Origin of the sequence: Streptomyces sp. NPDC087901, assembly GCF_044742205.1 — a bacterium.
GTDB lineage: Bacteria > Actinomycetota > Actinomycetes > Streptomycetales > Streptomycetaceae > Streptomyces.
This window is the reverse complement of record NZ_JBIUUC010000001.1, coordinates 401,016-416,199: the sequence shown is the minus strand read 5'-3', so window position 1 is coordinate 416,199 and position 15,184 is coordinate 401,016. Positions and strand designations below refer to the sequence as shown.

Below are 15,184 nucleotides of genomic sequence, written 5' to 3'. Positions count from 1 at the left end.
AGCCTCCGCCATGACTGCCGCCCCCACCGGATACCAGACCGGTTTCGCGATTCGCCCGGACCTCGTCGTCGAGGCCGCCGGGGCCGAGGACGTACGGACCGCGGTGGCCCGGGCCGCCCGTGACCGGCTCCGGGTCGGCGTCCACGCCACCGGGCACGGGCTGCCGGGCCCCGTCGAGGGCGGAGTCCTGATCGACACCCGGCGGATGGACTCCGTCCTGGTCGATCCGGTGCGCCGCACCGCCCGGATCGGCGCGGGCGTGACCTGGGGCCAGGTGATCGAGGCCGCCGCTCCGCACGGGCTCGCCCCGCTGAACGGCTCCGCCCCCGGTGTCGGGGCCGTCTCGTACACGCTCGGCGGAGGTCTCGGCGTGCTGGCCCGGGAGTTCGGCTACGCCGCCGATGCGGTCCGCTCCTTCGACGTCGTGACCGGGGACGGGGTGCTGCGCCAGGTCACCGCCGAGGACGAGCCGGAGCTGTTCTGGGGGCTGCGCGGCGGCGGGCACCGGCTGGGCGTGGTGACGGGGATGGAGACCGGGCTGGTCCCGGTGGCCCGGCTGTACGGCGGCTCGATCGCCTTCGACGGGGACGGGGAGGCCGGTGCGGAGGTGCTCCGGCGCTACCTGGAGTGGACCCGGTCCGTGCCAACGGCCCTGACCTCCTCGGCCGGCGCGCTCGTGTACCCGGACATCCCTCAGGTGCCGCAGGAGTTGCGCGGCCGGTACGTGATCTCGGTGCGGGTCGCGTACACCGGCTCCGCGGCCGAGGGCGAGCGCCTCGTCGCACCGCTGCGGGCGATCGGACCCGCACTGGCGGACTCACTGCGGGAGATGCCTTACCCCGACAGCCACACCATCCACAGCGATCCGCCGTTCCCGCACGCCTACTACGGGGACGGGCTGATGCTGAGCGGGATCGATCCCGGACGTGCGGCGCGGGTGCTGGAGCTGACCGGCCGGACGGCACCGATGATGACCGTGGTGCAGCTCAATCATCTGGGCGGCGCCCTGGCCGCCGCGCCGGACCCGGACAGTGCCGTGCCGTACCGGGACGCCGGCTTCCTGCTCCGGCTGCTGTCGCCGCTCGCCGGTACGGACGTGCCGTCGGTCCGGGCGCTGTATGAGCAGGTGGCCGCGGTCCTGGGGCCGCTGGTCGTCGGCCGTTCGCTCAACTTCTCCTTCGGCGGCGGGGACCGCACCGAGGGCCTCCACGGCCCGGAGACGCAGAAGAGGCTCGCCGGTCTGGTGTCGCGATACGACCCGGCGAGCCTCTTCGGAGGCGCTTACGGAAGCGGTGGCGTCAGCCGCGACGGCCGATGAGCTTCCAGGACGCGGGCAGCGCGCCCATGGCGAGCGCGGCCTTCAGCGCGTCGCCGAGCAGGAACGGAGTCAGACCGGCCGCGATCGCGGCGCTCGCCGACATGCCGGTGGACAGCGCCAGGTAGGGCACGCCGACCGCGTAGATGATCGCCGAGCCGAGCACCATCGTGCCCGCGGTGCGCAGCACGGAGCGGTCGCCGCCGCGGCGGGCGAGGCCGCCGACGACGGTGGCGGCGAGCAGCATGCCGAGCACGTAGCCGAAGGAGGCACCGCCCGCGCCGGAGCTGCCTGCGGAGAACCACGGCATGCCGGCCATGCCGACGAGTGCGTACACGGCGAGGGCCAGGAAGCCGCGGCGGGCGCCGAGCGCGGTGCCGACCAGGAGCGCGGCGAAGGTCTGGCCGGTGACCGGGACCGGGGAGCCGGGGACCGGGACGGCGATCTGGGCCGCTATGCCGGTCAGCGCGGCGCCGCCGAGCACCAGAGCGGTGTCCACGGCGTAGCGGTGCCGGGCGGCGGGCAGCAGATCGGCGAGGACCGCTCCGGTACGGACGGGGGCGGCGGCAGCAGTGCTCATCGGGACTCCGCGGGGTGAGGGCAGGTGGGGACAGACTGAGCCTGACGTTAGCCGACGGAGTATCGCCTGATCACCATCAGCGGCCCACAAAGCGGTGGTTGGAGGATTGGTGGGATTCACACAAAGCGGGGCCCGCAATCACATCGGGGCGTGACGCTCATCACTGAGGTGATGGCAGACAGCGCCACCCCCGGCCGGGAGGGGCGGATGAGTCCGTACTGTGAATTCCCTCTAAAACGACCGTTCATGGCGGCGACCGGTCCCGCGCGGCCGGGTGCGCGCGGTGTGTGAGCCTGGTGCCCGTATAGCGGACGGCGGTTCCCCGTGACCGGGGCGCGTGTTCAGACTGTGTACACGTCCCCCCGTCTCACCGACCGAACAGAGCTCGTCCATGTCTCGGACCTCCGCGCCTCCCCCCACAGGCTCTCCGGCTGTCGCCTCCGGCACCGGAGGCGACTCGGCCCTCACCCACGGACTCAAGCAGCGCCACCTGTCGATGATCGCCCTCGGCGGTGTCATCGGCGCCGGACTGTTCGTCGGCTCCGGGGCGGGCATCGCCGCCGCGGGGCCGTCGATCGTCATCGCCTACGCCGTCTCCGGCCTGCTGGTCATGCTCGTGATGCGCATGCTCGGCGAGATGTCGGCTGCCAATCCCGCCTCCGGTTCGTTCTCCGTCCACGCCGAGCGGGCCATCGGGCCGTGGGCGGGGTTCACGGCGGGCTGGGCCTTCTGGGTGCTGCTCTGTGTGGCCGTCGGCCTCGAGGGCATCGGCGCCGCCAAGATCGTCACCGGCTGGCTGCCCGGGACCCCGGAGTGGGCCTGGGTGGCACTGTTCATGGTGGTGTTCCTGGGGACGAACCTGGCCTCGGTGACGAAGTTCGGTGAGTTCGAGTTCTGGTTCGCCGCGCTCAAGGTCGCCGCGATCACGCTGTTCCTGGTGCTGGGCGTGCTGGCGGTCCTCGGGGTCCTCCCGGGCACGGACGCCCCGGGCACCGCCAACCTCAGCGGTGAGGGCGGCTTCATGCCGAACGGATCCGAGGGCCTGGTCATCGGGCTGCTCGCCTCCGTCTTCGCGTACGGCGGCCTGGAGACCGTCACCATCGCCGCCGCGGAGTCCGAGAACCCGGTGCAGGGCGTCGCGAAGGCCGTGCGGACGGCGATGTGGCGGATCGCGCTGTTCTACGTCGGCTCGATGGCGGTCATCGTCACGCTGGTCCCGTGGGACGACCCGAAGGTGGTGGAGGTGGGTCCGTTCTACGCGGCCCTTGACCACCTCGGTATCCACGGCGCGGCGGAGATCATGAACGTGGTCATCCTGGTGGCCCTGCTCTCGGCGATGAACGCCAACATCTACGGCGCCTCCCGCATGGCCTGCTCCCTGGTCGCCCGCGGCCAGGGTCCGAAACGGCTCGGCCGGGTCACCTCCGGTGTGCCGCGCACGGCTGTCCTGGTCTCGTCGGTGTTCGGCTTCCTGTGCGTACTGCTGAGCTACTGGCGCCCGGACGACGTGTTCCCCTGGCTGCTCAACATGATCGGCGCGGTGATCCTGGTCGTCTGGATCTTCATCGCGGTCTCCCAGCTGATCCTGCGCGCCCGGATGGAGCGCGAGGCGCCCGAGAAGCTGGTGGTGCGGATGTGGCTCTTCCCGGGCCTGACGGTGGTGGCGCTCCTCGCGATGGCCGGCATCTTCGTCCTGATGCTCCGCCAGCCCGACACCCGCGACCAGTTGGTGGCGACGGGCGTACTGACGGCGGCCCTGATCGCGGTCGGAGTCGTACGGCAGCGGCGTTCCGCGGCGGCGACGGACAAGTAACCCGGTACGCAGAGAACGCCGGGCGGGCCGGATCATTCCGGCCCGCCCGGCGTTTTCGCGTGCGCCCGAGCGGGTGCGAGGCCATGGTCCTACGCCGAAGGGCTGATCCGCCCTCAGTCACTCCTGCTGTTAGCCTGCTCCTGCATATAGTTTGCAATAACAACTGGGCAGCAGCTGGAGGGTTCGAACCATGGCCACGTACACGCTTCCGGAACTCCCGTACGACTACGCGGCGCTCGAACCGGTCATCAATCCGCAGATCATCGAGCTCCACCACGACAAGCACCACGCCGCGTACGTCAAGGGCGCGAACGACACCCTGGAGCAGCTGGAGGAGGCACGGGACAAGGAGGCCTGGGGGGCGATCAACGGGCTCCAGAAGAACCTCGCGTTCCACCTCTCCGGCCACATCCTGCACTCGATCTACTGGCACAACATGACCGGTGACGGCGGCGGCGAACCCCTGGCCGCGGACGGTGTCGGCGGCCTCGCGGACGCGATCACCGACTCGTTCGGCTCCTTCGCGGGCTTCAAGTCCCAGCTGACGAAGGCCGCGGCCACCACGCAGGGCTCCGGCTGGGGCGTCCTCGCGTACGAGCCGGTCAGCGGCAAGCTGATCGTCGAGCAGGTCTACGACCACCAGGGCAACGTGGGCCAGGGCTCGGTCCCGGTCCTGGTCTTCGACGCCTGGGAGCACGCCTTCTACCTCCAGTACAAGAACCAGAAGGTCGACTTCATCGAGGCGATGTGGCGCGTCGTCAACTGGCAGGACGTGGCGAAGCGGTACGCGGCCGCCAAGGAGCGCGCCGACGTCCTGCTGCTCGCCCCCTGACCCCCGGCACACCGAGAACGTCCTGCCTCGTGATCGTCTTCTCAACCTTCACCGGGCAGGCGGACGAAGGAGGGGTCCCCGCCTGGACATGACAGGCGGGGACCCCTTTGTCCTACGGGAAATCCACCTGCCCCAGCCGCCCGGCTCGCCTATCGTCGATCTGGTCTCCGGCCCGGGGAAACAGCTCCGGCCGGTACCGGAACCACCACATGGGGGATGACTGTGCGCTACCGCGACCTGGGACGCAGTGGACTGTCGGTGTCCGAGATCGGCTACGGCGCCTGGGGCATCGGTGAGTCCAGCTGGGTGGGCGCGACGGAGGACGAATCCGTGCGGGCCCTCCACCGGGCCGTCGACCTCGGCGTGAACTTCATCGACACGGCGCGCGGATACGGCGAGAGCGAACGCATCGTGGGGCGGGTCGTGCGCGAGCGGGCCGATGACGAGGTGCTCGTCGCGACCAAGGTGCCGCCGAGGAACGGGAAGTGGCCCGCACCGGACGGCACGGATCCCGGCGACGCGTTCCCGGGCGAGCACATCCGTACGAGTGTGGAGACGAGCCTGAAGGCGTCCGGCCTCGACCACTTCGACGTCCTGCAGTTCCACGTCTGGAACGACGAGTGGGTGGGGCGCGGGGACTGGCTGGAGACGGTCGCCGGGCTGAAGCGGGAGGGCAAGATCCGGCTGTTCGGCGTCTCCGTCAACGACCACCGGCCCGAGAGCGCGCTCGCGCTGGTGCGCAGCGGCGCGGTGGACAGCGTGCAGGTCATCTACAACGTGTTCGACCAGGCACCGGCCGACGAACTGCTGCCGGCCTGCGAGGAGCACGGCGTCGGGGTGATCGTGCGGGTCGCGTTGGACGAGGGCGGGCTGACCGGCCGGATCACTGCGGACACGACGTTTCCCGAAGGCGACTGGCGCAACCGCTACTTCCGGGACGACCGCCCCGCCCAGGTCGAGCGGCGGGTGGCGGCGATCGTCGCGGACCTGGGCATCGAACAGGACGCGGTCGCGGAGCACGCGCTGCGCTTCGTCCTGAGTTCACCGGCGGTCTCCACCGTCATCCCCGGCATGCGCAGCGTGCGCCATGTGGAGCGCAACACCGCCCTGAGCGACGGGCGTCCGCTCACCGCCGACCAGCTCGCCGTGCTGGCCGGGCACCGCTGGCAGCGCAACTTCTACTCCTGAGCCACGGGCGGGCGCCGGCCGTCGGCCAGGCGCCCGCCCCAGGGCACTCACCGGGCCGCCGTGTCGTCCTTCGTCCACGGACCGACGCCGAGCCGGCCCGTGGTCCCGAGGTCGAGTTCCGGGGTCACCGTCACGGCCGCGGCGCCGGCCTTCGCCGTGACCCTGGCGTACGGGGCGTTCACCGCGTCGCCCGCGCCGGTGGTGTTGCGCCAGGCCAGGTTGGCGTACGCGGACTCGCCCGGCTGCAGCGTCACGGGCCGGGGCGCGGCATCGCCGCCGATCCCGGTGGAGATCTTGTCGGTGCCGTGGAGGATCCGCACGCCGCTCACCGGCTCGCGTCCCTCGTCCAGCAGTTGGAGCCCGGGATACCCCTCGACCCGGTAGGCGGCGGTGCCGCAGTTGAGCAGGTGGAGGCCCACCACGCGCAGGCCCATGGCGGCGTCGCCCCGGTCCGCCGTGACACGGATACCGGAGGGCGGGCAGGTGCCGGACCCGGAGGACGCCTCGTCCGCCGGGACGGCGCGCACCTTGATGATCCGGGCCGGCCTCTCCCGGGCCACGACCGGTTCGTCGTCCGTGTCGAGGGTGCGCCGCACGGTCTGGCCGGGCTTCACCGACTCGACCGTGCGCGTGGTGTTGTCCATGGCCTGACCGGACTCGTTCATCAGGGCGAACGTGATGGTGAAGGTGAGCGCTTCCTTCTCGGTGTTGGTGACCTCGAACTCGGTGACCGGAGCCCCGGAGGGGCCGCAGAGCCGGTTGACGAGGGTCACGTTGTCCCACGTCCGGCCCGAGGGATCGGCGACGGGCGAGGCGGACGCGCACGTGGCGGAGGCGGCAGGGGTCCCCGAGCCGCCGGCCGTCTCCGTCCCGCATCCGGCGAGCAGCGCGGTGCTCGCGAGGGCGGCACACAGGGCGAGAGGGGTGGCGGTACGCATGCGCCCAGAAGATCAGGGGCCGCCCACCGCGGCTGTGCTCCAGGTCACATATCGCGTCACGGTGGCGTCACAACAGCGGCCGGGGCGTGCGGGCGTGCGGGCGTGCGGGCGTGCGGGCCAGGCATCGCGCGGCAGACGGCAGTCCGACGACAGCACCGGGGCCGGCCCTCAGATCCGGAAGACCGATCCCACGAACTCCGCGAGCAGCCGTTCCTTCAGCGGTCCGGGGAGCGCGTCCAGGAGGACCAGGACCGGGGCCATCCGCGTCGGCAGTCCGCCGTCGCCGGTGAGCCCGGCGAAGGCCAGGACCGCCTCGATCTCGTCGGGCCCGAGCTTCGACGGATCGAGCCCCGCGGCCAGTTCGGCGAGGGCGGGATCCACCGCGACCGGGGGCAGGGCGCGGGCCGCGCGCAGCGCCGTCGCGAGATCGGCGAGCAGGGCGTCCACCTGGCCGACCGTGGCCGGGGTCAGGGTGAGGTGGAGGTTGGGCGGCAGACCGTCGAAGGAGAGCTGCGGCTGGAGATACCAACCGCGCTCCCGCATCTCGTCCGCCAGGTGCAGCAGCAGGCTCAGGCCCGGGGTGTCGTCCGGTCCGTCCACGAGCGTGAAGGCGACGAGCCCGGCCGAGGGATCGCCGAGCACCCTGACGCCGCCCATGGTGCGCAGCCCCGCGAGCAGCCGGTCGGACGCCTCGGCCACCCGGCCCGCCAGCGCGGTGTACCCGTCCGCGCCGACGTACCGCAGCACCGCCCACGCCTGGGCCAGCAGTCCGGCGGACTTGGTGCCCTGGACGGTCGGGTTGACGACGGGGTAGCCGGGCCAGCCCGCATGGGCGAAGTACTGGTGGCGGCGGAGTTCCGCGTCGCGGTAGAGCACCACGGACGCACCCTTGTCGGCGTAGCCGTACTTGTGCAGGTCCACGGAGAGCGAGGTGACACCGGGCACGGAGAGGTCGAACGGCGGTATCTCCCGGCCCGCGCGCCGCAGATGGGGCAGGAGCCAGCCGCCGATGCAGGCATCCACATGGCACAGGACGCCCCGTTCGGCGGCGGCCGCCGCGATCTCGGCGACGGGATCGATCACGCCGTGCGCGTACGAGGGGGCCGAGGCGACGACGAGGGCGGTGCGCGAGGTGATCGCAGCGGCCACGGCGTCGGCGTCTGCCCGGTACGTGGCCCGGTCGACGGGCACCACGACCACTTCCAGGCCCAGGTAGTGGGCCGCCTTGTGGAAGGCGGCATGGGCGGTGGAGGGCAGCACCAACTGTGGTTCGGTCACGCCGCGTTCGGCCCTGGCGTGGTCGCGGGCGGTCTTCACCGCGAGCAGGATCGACTCCGTGCCCCCGCTGGTGAACGTGCCTTGCGCACCCGGCACGCCCAGCAGCTCGGCCGCCGCCCCCACCACGTCGTTCTCCAGCCGGGCGACGCTCGGGAAGACCGTGGGGTCCAGGCCGTTGACGGTCGCGTACGCGCTGTACGCGGCGGCGGCCAGCTCGTCGAGGCCCTCCAGGCCCGCGTCGTAGACGTACGCGAACGTCCGGCCGCCCCGGGTGGGGGCGTCGGCGCCTCGCAGGGCGGCGAGTTCGGCGAGGACGTCCGCGGCGGGGACGGCGGGTGCGGGATCAGTCGGCATGGGCGGGCTCTTCCTGGAGAGGGGCTCGGTACAGGTGCAGCAGCCAGAGGCTCGCCGCGGCCAGGACGGCGGGGATCACGCTCATGCCGAGCGTGATCCCCGTCAGCGCCGTCTCGGGCTGGTCCACCCGGTGGCCGGCGTCCGAGGACCGGAAGCCGGTCACGGCCAGCACCAGGGCGAACGCCCCCGCACCCAGCGCGAAGGCCAGGGTCTCGGCTGCGGTCCACAGCCCGGTGAAGGTCGCGGCCCGCCGCTTCCCGGTCCGGGCCACGTCGTCGGCGAGGGTGTCGGCCAGCATGGTGAGCGGCAGCAGCTGGAGCCCGGCGTAGGCGATCCCGATGACGGCGACCGCCGTATAGCCGAGGGCCGGTCCCGCCTGCCGGGTGAAGGCGAGCGCGACGGCGCCCACAAGGTAGAGCAGGGATGCGCACCACTGGGCGTACGAGGTGGAACGGAGCCGGGCCAGCCGGTTCCACAGCGGCATGAACAGCACCAGCGGGCCGATCATGCAGGCGAAGAGCGGGGTGACGGCACCGGCCGAGCCGAGGGTGTACGTGGCGAAGTACTGGACGCCCGCGAGCATCAGGCCGATCGCGAGGGCCTGGAGCGTCCACATGGCGACAAGGGTGCGGAACGGCCGGCTGGAGCGGGCGGCGGCGAGCTGGGCGCGCAGGGAAGGCTCGGCCTCGCTGCGGGCGACGGCCGGGGCCCGGCGGGTGGTGAACCAGGCGCCGAACATGCCGACGGCGAGGAGCACGGCGACCGCGAGGCCCATCAGCCGGTAGCTCGCCGGGGTGTCCCCGTCGGCGTGCGCGATGGCGGGGGCGAGCGCCCCGGAGAGCAGGATGGCGACGCCGAGGAAGGCGACCCGCCAGCCGAGAATCCGGCGGCGTTCGTCCGGGTCCTCGGTCATCTCGGCGGGCATCGTCACGTACGGCACCTGGAAGACGGCGTAGGCGGTGGCGGCCAGCAGGAACAGGGCCGCCACGTAGCCCGCGGCGGCCGCGCCGCGCAGCGGCGGTGCGGCGAAGAGGAGCACGAAGAGCGGGGGCAGGGTGCAGGCGCCGATCAGCAGGAAGGGCCGGCGCGGACCGCCGCGCAGCCGGCTGCGGTCGGAGACGGCACCGACCAGGGGATTGATCAGGACGTCCCAGGCCTTGGGCAGGAACACTGCGGCGCCCGCGACGGCGGCGGGCACGGCGAGCACATCGGTGAGGTAGTAGAGCAGGATCAGTCCGGGCACGGTGGCGAACGTGCCCGTACAGAGCGAGCCGAGCCCGTAGCCGATCCTGACCCGGCGGGGCAGGCGTGGGGCCGTGTCCGGTTCCGCTTCCGGGGCCGTGCGGGCGTCGGCTGGCATGCCGCCGATCATGAACGAGAGTTCGAGCCCGCGGCAAGGGTCCGGTATGACAGGCGTGTGAACTCGGCCTGCGGCGGCCACGGTTCGGGCCAGGCCCGTTGTCATACCCCTGCTGCATGCTTCGGCCCATGGACACCAAGGAATTCTGGAAGCTGATCGACGACGCGCGCACCCTGGTCGTCGACCCCGCCGACGCCAGGGCCGTGGCCGGGCGGATGGCGGCGCTGCTCGCCCAGCGGCCGGCGGACGACATCCTCGCCGCGCAGCAACTGCTGTGGGACCTGATGGCGGTTTCCTACCGGGCGCCGCTCTGGGCCGCGGCCTACACGGTCAACGGCGGATGCTCGGACGACGGCTTCGACTACTTCCGGGCCTGGCTGATAGCGCAGGGCCGGGAGGTGTTCGAGCGGGTGGTGGCCGACCCCGACGCACTGGCCTCACTGCCGGTGGTCAGGGCGGCAGCGGCCGAGGGCGCCGACCTGGAGTGCGAGCGGGTGCTCGGGGTGGCGTGGGACGCGTACCAGGAGGCGACGGGCGAGCAGCTGCCCCCGGCCTCGTTCACGATCGACTATCCGGCGCTGGACCCGGATTGGGGCTTCGACTTCGACGACGCGGAACAGATCGCGCAGCGGCTGCCCCGGCTGGACGCGCTGTACGGGTGAGACGCCGGGGTGGGGGGGCCGGCCGGCCCCCGCACCCGCACCCGCACCCGCACCCGCACCCGCACCCGAGGACGGTCGGTCGAAGACGGTCAGACGGTCAGTCGAAGACCGGGCCCTGCGTCCGGGTCCGCTTGATCTCGTAGAAGCCCGGGATCGACGCGACCAGGAGCGTGCCGTCCCACAGCTTCGCCGCGTCCTCGCCCTTCGGGGCGGGGGTGACGACCGGACCGAAGAAGGCGATCTGCTCGCCGTCCGCGCCGGGCACCGCGATGACCGGGGTGCCGACGTCCTGGCCGACCTTGTCGATGCCCTCCTGGTGGGAGGCGCGCAGCTCGGTGTCGTACGCGTCGGAGTCGGCGTACTCCGCGAGCTCGACCGGCAGGTCGACGTCCTTCAGCGCGCCCACGATCGCCTCGCGGGTGGGGCCCTCGCCCTGGTTGTGGAATCGGGTGCCGAGCGCGGTGTAGAGCGGGCCGACGATGTCGTCGCCGTGCTTCTGCTGGGCGGCGATCACCACGCGGACCGGGCCCCAGGCCTTGTTCTCGAGCATGTCGCGGTACTCGTCGGGAAGCTCGTCCAGCCGGTTCTCGTTGAGCACGGCCAGGCTCATCACGTGCCAGCGGACCTCGACGTCGCGGACCTTCTCCACCTCCAGCATCCAGCGGGAGGTCATCCAGGCCCAGGGGCAGAGCGGGTCGAACCAGAAATCGGCGGGGGTCTTGCCGGTCACCGTGCTGTTGTCAGACATCTCTCTCCTCATGAGGGCCGATCGCATGCTGTGACCGAGAACGCCGATGGGCGCCCCCGCCATTCCCGAACGCGTGGCCGGAAGGCGGCATGGGAGGATCAAATTATTCGAAGGTGACACAAAGGAGTGTGCTCGTGCCCGGTGAGAACCTGTCCCGCGACGAGGCCCGTGAACGGGCCGAGCTGCTGACCGTCGACGGTTACGACGTCGTGCTCGACGTCCGTTCCGCGATCGGTGGGCCCGACGGGGAGGGCGAGCAGACCTCCGGTCCGCGGACCTTCCGCTCGGTGACGACGATCCGGTTCCGCTCGGCGCGTGCCGGAGCGACGACGTTCGCCGATCTGATCGCCCCGTCCGTGAACGCGGTGACCCTGGACGGCACCGCGCTGGACCCGGCGGCCGTCTTCGACGGCGTGCGGGTGACCCTGGCGGACCTGCCGGAGGGCGAACACGTCCTGGTGGTCGACGCGCAGTGCGCGTACAGCAGGACCGGCGAGGGCATGCACCGCTTCGTCGACCCCGAGGACGGCGAGGTCTACCTCTACACGCAGTACGAGCCGGCGGACTCGCGACGCGTCTTCGCCAACTTCGAGCAGCCCGACCTCAAGGCGCCCTTCCGCTTCCAGGTGACGGCCCCCGCGGAGTGGACGGTCTGGAGCAACGGCGCCGAGGAGTCCCGCGAGGGCGGGGTGTGGCGGTTCGCCGAGACGAAGCCGATCTCGACGTACATCACGGCGGTCGTCGCCGGTCCGTACCACTACGTGACCGACTCCTACAGCCGTACGTTCGACGACGGCACGACGCTGGACATCCCACTCGGCGCGATGTGCCGCAAGGGGCTCGCCCGGCACTTCGACGCCGACGACGTCTTCCTGATCACCAAGCAGGGACTGGACTTCTTCCACGACTACTTCGACTACCCGTACCCGTTCGGCAAGTACGACCAGGCGTTCGTGCCCGAGTACAACCTCGGCGCGATGGAGAACCCCGGCTGTGTCACGTTCCGCGAGGAGTACATCTTCCGCGGCAAGGTGACGCAGGCGGCGTACGAGAGCCGGGCCAACGTCATCCTGCACGAGATGGCGCACATGTGGTTCGGCGACCTCGTCACCATGCAGTGGTGGGACGACCTGTGGCTCAAGGAGTCCTTCGCCGACTTCATGGGCGTCTTCGCCATGGTGGAGTCCACGCGGTTCGAGAACGGCTGGATCACCTTCGCCAACAACCGCAAGTCCTGGGCCTACCGCGCCGACCAGCTGCCGTCCACCCACCCGATCACGGCCGACATCCGTGACCTGGAGGACGCCAAGCTGAACTTCGACGGCATCACGTACGCCAAGGGCGCCTCGGTACTGAAGCAGCTGGTGGCGTACGCGGGGCGGGACGCGTTCCTGGAGGGCGCGCGGCGCTACTTCAAGAAGCACGCGTACGGCAACACGCAGCTGGGCGACCTGCTGTCGGTGCTGGCCGAGACGTCCGGGCGGGACATGACCTCGTGGTCGCGCTCCTGGCTGCAGACCGCCGGTGTCAACTCGCTGACCCCGGTGGCGACCTATGACGCCGCGGACCGGATCACCGAACTGGCGGTCCTCCAGGAGGCCGCCGAGTCCCACCCGGAGCTGCGCCCGCACCGGGTCGCGGTCGGCCTGTACCGGCGCACGCCCGACGGCGATCTGGTGCGTTACGCCCGGGCCGAGGCGGACGTGGCGGGACCGCGCACCGTGATCACGGAGCTGGCCGGGGCCGAGCGGCCCGAGCTGGTCCTCGTCAACGACGACGACCTGACGTACTGCAAGGTCCGCTTCGACGAGGTGTCGCTGGCCACGCTCCGGACGCATCTGGGCGACATCACGGACCCGCTCGCGCGGGCGCTGTGCTGGTCCGCGCTGTGGAACCTCACCCGGGACGGGCTGATGCCGGCCCGCGACTTCGTCTCGCTGGTCCTGGCCTTCTCCGGCCGGGAGACGGACATCGGTGTGCTCCAGATGCTGCACGCCTGGACCCGGACCGCGCTGGTGCACTACGCGGCGCCCGCGTGGCGCGAGGAGGGCGGCCGGGCGCTGGCCGAGGGCGCGCTGCGCGAGCTGCGGCTCGCCGCACCGGGCAGTGAGCACCAGCTGGCCTGGGCCCGCTTCTTCGCGGCGGTCGCCGCATCGGACACGGACTTCCAGCTGCTGTCCGGGCTGCTCGCCGGCACGGCCCGGATCGACGGGCTCGACGTCGACCAGGAGCTGCGCTGGGCGTTCCTGTCGCCGCTGGCCTCGCACGGCGCGGCCGACGAGGCGGCCATCGGCGCCGAACTGGCCCGGGACGACACGGCGTCCGGCAAGCGCCACCAGGTGCGGTGCCTGGCCTCGCGGCCGTCGGCCGCGGTCAAGGCGCAGGCATGGGCGGGCGTCGTGGAGTCGGACGCGCTGTCCAACGCGCTGGTGGAGGCGACGATCGCGGGGTTCGAGCAGTCGTCGCAGCGGGAGCTGCTGGCACCGTACGCGAGCACGTACTTCGAGGTGATCGAGCGGGTGTGGGCCGAGCGGTCCATCCAGATCGGGATGGCCGTGGTGAAGGGCCTGTTCCCGGCCCTTCAGGACGATCCCGCCACGCTGGAGGCGACGGACGAGTGGCTGGCGGCGCACGCGGACGCGGCGCCTGCGCTGCGGCGGCTGGTGCTCGAGGCCCGGGACGACCTGGCCCGGGGGCTGCGGGCTCAGGCGTGTGACGGCGGAGCCGTCTGAGGGCGATTCGGGCCGTCCGGTGTGACGCCCTCGCCGGGGTGCCGGTCACCTCGGCGAGGGTTCCGCCCTCAAACGCCGGACGGGCCGGGCGTCGCCGGACGGGCTGGATCGGAACCCTTGAGGGCGTGCGCGTGCGGCGCTCAGGGGCTGGGGCGCGCCCCCGGTGACCGGCTCATAATCCCCGGCGGGTCGGACCTTTTCGGCAGTCGAACGTCCGTACTTTAGGACGGCGTTGTCCTGGAATGTCGACGGGCCTGTAACAGGGGTTAGGCCCCGGCCGCCGGCGGGATACACCGGAGCATGACCCAGAACACCCCGCTCTCCCCCTGCCACCTCCGCATCACCTCCGACGTCCGGCAACGTGTCCTGTCCGCCGCCCAGTTGAAGGCCCGCGGGGTCTCCCCCGCACGGGCCGGCGAGCAGTGCCGGACCGGTGGGCCGTGGCAGCAGCCGCTGCCCGGCGTCTTCGTGCTGCACCCGGGGCCGCTCAGCGGCCGGGAGCGGCTGCGATCGGCCCTGCTGTACGCGGGACGGCCGCCGGCCTCCGGGCGGCGGAGCGGGCCCGCGCGGGTCGGCGGTGCGGACGCCGGATACGGCGAGGCGATGATCACCGGCCTGGCCGCGCTCTCGCTGTACGGCTTCGCCGCCGCGCCCCCCGCCGTCTCCACGGACCGCATCGACGTGCTGGTGCCCCGCAGCCGACGGCTGCGGTCGGTCCGGTACGTCCGTCTGGTGCGGACGTCGGAGCTGCCGCGGCCCGAGCAGCTGGACGGGATGCCGGTGGCTCCGGTGGCCCGCGCCCTGGCGGACGCCGTCGCAGGTCTCACGGACGCCCATGCCGTGCGCCGGCTGCTCACCGAGGCGGTCCGCGGCGGCCACTGCGAACCCGCCGTCCTGGTCGGCGAGCTGAACCGGGCCAAGGTGCTCGGCCGGCCCCAGGTGGTGAACGCCGTGGACTCCCTGCTCGCCGAGGGCCGGGCACTCGCGGAGGAGCGGCTGTACGACATGGTGCGGACCCACGGGCTCCCGGAGCCACTGTGGAACGTGGACCTTCGGCTGCCCGGCGGTCCGCACCTGGGTGCCGTCGACGCCTACTGGCCCGAGGAGGCGGTCGCCGTGGAACTGGACACCAGGGCCCCGCGCCACAGCCGTCTCGACGACCCCCACCGCCAGCAGGAGCACGAGGCCGAGTGGTCCGCGTACGCCGCCCGGCGCGAGCACCTGGAACGGCTCGGCGTCACCGTCGTCAACCTCACGCCGAAGAGACTTCGTGACGCGAGGGAGCAGCAGGCGGCCGTCGTCCGGACGGCACTGATGGCGGCGGCCGACCGTGAACCGGCCGCGTACGTGATGATCCTGCCCAGGTGAGGCCCCCGCACGCCGC

12 protein-coding genes are annotated in these 15,184 nt (G+C 72.1%); 7 read left to right on the top strand and 5 right to left on the bottom strand.

Annotated elements, in window-relative coordinates:
* Window positions 1–10 precede the first annotated feature (10 nt).
* On the top strand, window positions 11–1,318 hold the full coding sequence (locus tag ACIOEW_RS01785; RefSeq protein ID WP_401960445.1) for an FAD-binding oxidoreductase: 1,308 nt from the start codon (window positions 11–13) through the stop codon (window positions 1,316–1,318).
* Here ACIOEW_RS01785 and ACIOEW_RS01780 read toward each other — a convergent pair.
* Window positions 1,299–1,895: a biotin transporter BioY gene (locus ACIOEW_RS01780; RefSeq protein ID WP_148018696.1), complete on the bottom strand. Its 597-nt coding sequence runs from the start codon at window positions 1,893–1,895 to the stop codon at window positions 1,299–1,301. The two genes, ACIOEW_RS01785 and ACIOEW_RS01780, sit on opposite strands and share 20 nt — an antisense overlap.
* A 391-nt stretch (window positions 1,896–2,286) precedes the next feature.
* On the opposite strand from ACIOEW_RS01780, the gene ACIOEW_RS01775 reads away from it, so the two are divergent.
* The 3 genes from ACIOEW_RS01775 (at window position 2,287) to ACIOEW_RS01765 (ending at window position 5,728) form a co-directional block, all read left to right on the top strand.
* A complete protein-coding gene (locus ACIOEW_RS01775; protein WP_401960442.1) occupies window positions 2,287–3,708 on the top strand; it encodes an amino acid permease in 1,422 nt (473 codons plus the stop codon).
* A gap of 190 nt (window positions 3,709–3,898) precedes the next feature.
* Window positions 3,899–4,540, top strand: a complete 642-nt coding sequence (locus ACIOEW_RS01770) for a superoxide dismutase (RefSeq protein ID WP_362540643.1) — start codon at window positions 3,899–3,901, stop codon at window positions 4,538–4,540.
* Between the two features lie 222 nt (window positions 4,541–4,762).
* The gene (locus ACIOEW_RS01765; protein ID WP_401961496.1) at window positions 4,763–5,728 is read left to right on the top strand and encodes an aldo/keto reductase; all 966 of its coding nucleotides are present in this window, start codon (window positions 4,763–4,765) and stop codon (window positions 5,726–5,728) included.
* A 47-nt stretch (window positions 5,729–5,775) separates the two neighbouring features.
* Here the strand turns inward: ACIOEW_RS01765 and ACIOEW_RS01760 are convergent, their stop codons facing one another.
* From ACIOEW_RS01760 to ACIOEW_RS01750, 3 genes are all read right to left on the bottom strand, one after another.
* Window positions 5,776–6,666 (bottom strand): DUF4232 domain-containing protein, encoded by an 891-nt coding sequence (locus ACIOEW_RS01760; protein WP_401960439.1) that lies wholly within the window; start codon window positions 6,664–6,666, stop codon window positions 5,776–5,778.
* Window positions 6,667–6,834: 168 nt separating this feature from the next.
* On the bottom strand, window positions 6,835–8,298 hold the full coding sequence (locus tag ACIOEW_RS01755) for a pyridoxal phosphate-dependent decarboxylase family protein (RefSeq protein ID WP_401960437.1): 1,464 nt from the start codon (window positions 8,296–8,298) through the stop codon (window positions 6,835–6,837).
* On the bottom strand, window positions 8,288–9,658 hold the full coding sequence (locus ACIOEW_RS01750; RefSeq protein WP_401960435.1) for an MFS transporter: 1,371 nt from the start codon (window positions 9,656–9,658) through the stop codon (window positions 8,288–8,290). The genes ACIOEW_RS01755 and ACIOEW_RS01750 overlap by 11 nt, the downstream gene beginning before the upstream one ends.
* A 128-nt stretch (window positions 9,659–9,786) precedes the next feature.
* Between ACIOEW_RS01750 and ACIOEW_RS01745 the strand changes: the two genes are divergently transcribed.
* Entirely contained in the window at window positions 9,787–10,320 is a 534-nt protein-coding gene (locus ACIOEW_RS01745; RefSeq protein WP_401960433.1) for a DUF4240 domain-containing protein, read from the top strand.
* Between the two features lie 97 nt (window positions 10,321–10,417).
* Here the strand turns inward: ACIOEW_RS01745 and ACIOEW_RS01740 are convergent, their stop codons facing one another.
* Window positions 10,418–11,068, bottom strand: a complete 651-nt coding sequence (locus ACIOEW_RS01740; protein ID WP_401960430.1) for a DsbA family protein — start codon at window positions 11,066–11,068, stop codon at window positions 10,418–10,420.
* Between the two features lie 134 nt (window positions 11,069–11,202).
* Between ACIOEW_RS01740 and pepN the strand changes: the two genes are divergently transcribed.
* Together pepN and ACIOEW_RS01730 are read left to right on the top strand one after the other, a co-directional pair.
* Entirely contained in the window at window positions 11,203–13,800 is a 2,598-nt protein-coding gene (gene pepN / locus ACIOEW_RS01735) for an aminopeptidase N (RefSeq protein WP_401960428.1), read from the top strand.
* A 300-nt stretch (window positions 13,801–14,100) separates the two neighbouring features.
* Window positions 14,101–15,168 carry a hypothetical protein gene (locus tag ACIOEW_RS01730; RefSeq protein ID WP_401960425.1) on the top strand — a complete coding sequence of 356 codons (1,068 nt, stop codon included), beginning with the start codon at window positions 14,101–14,103 and terminating at the stop codon, window positions 15,166–15,168.
* The last annotated feature ends 16 nt before the right edge of the window (window positions 15,169–15,184 follow it).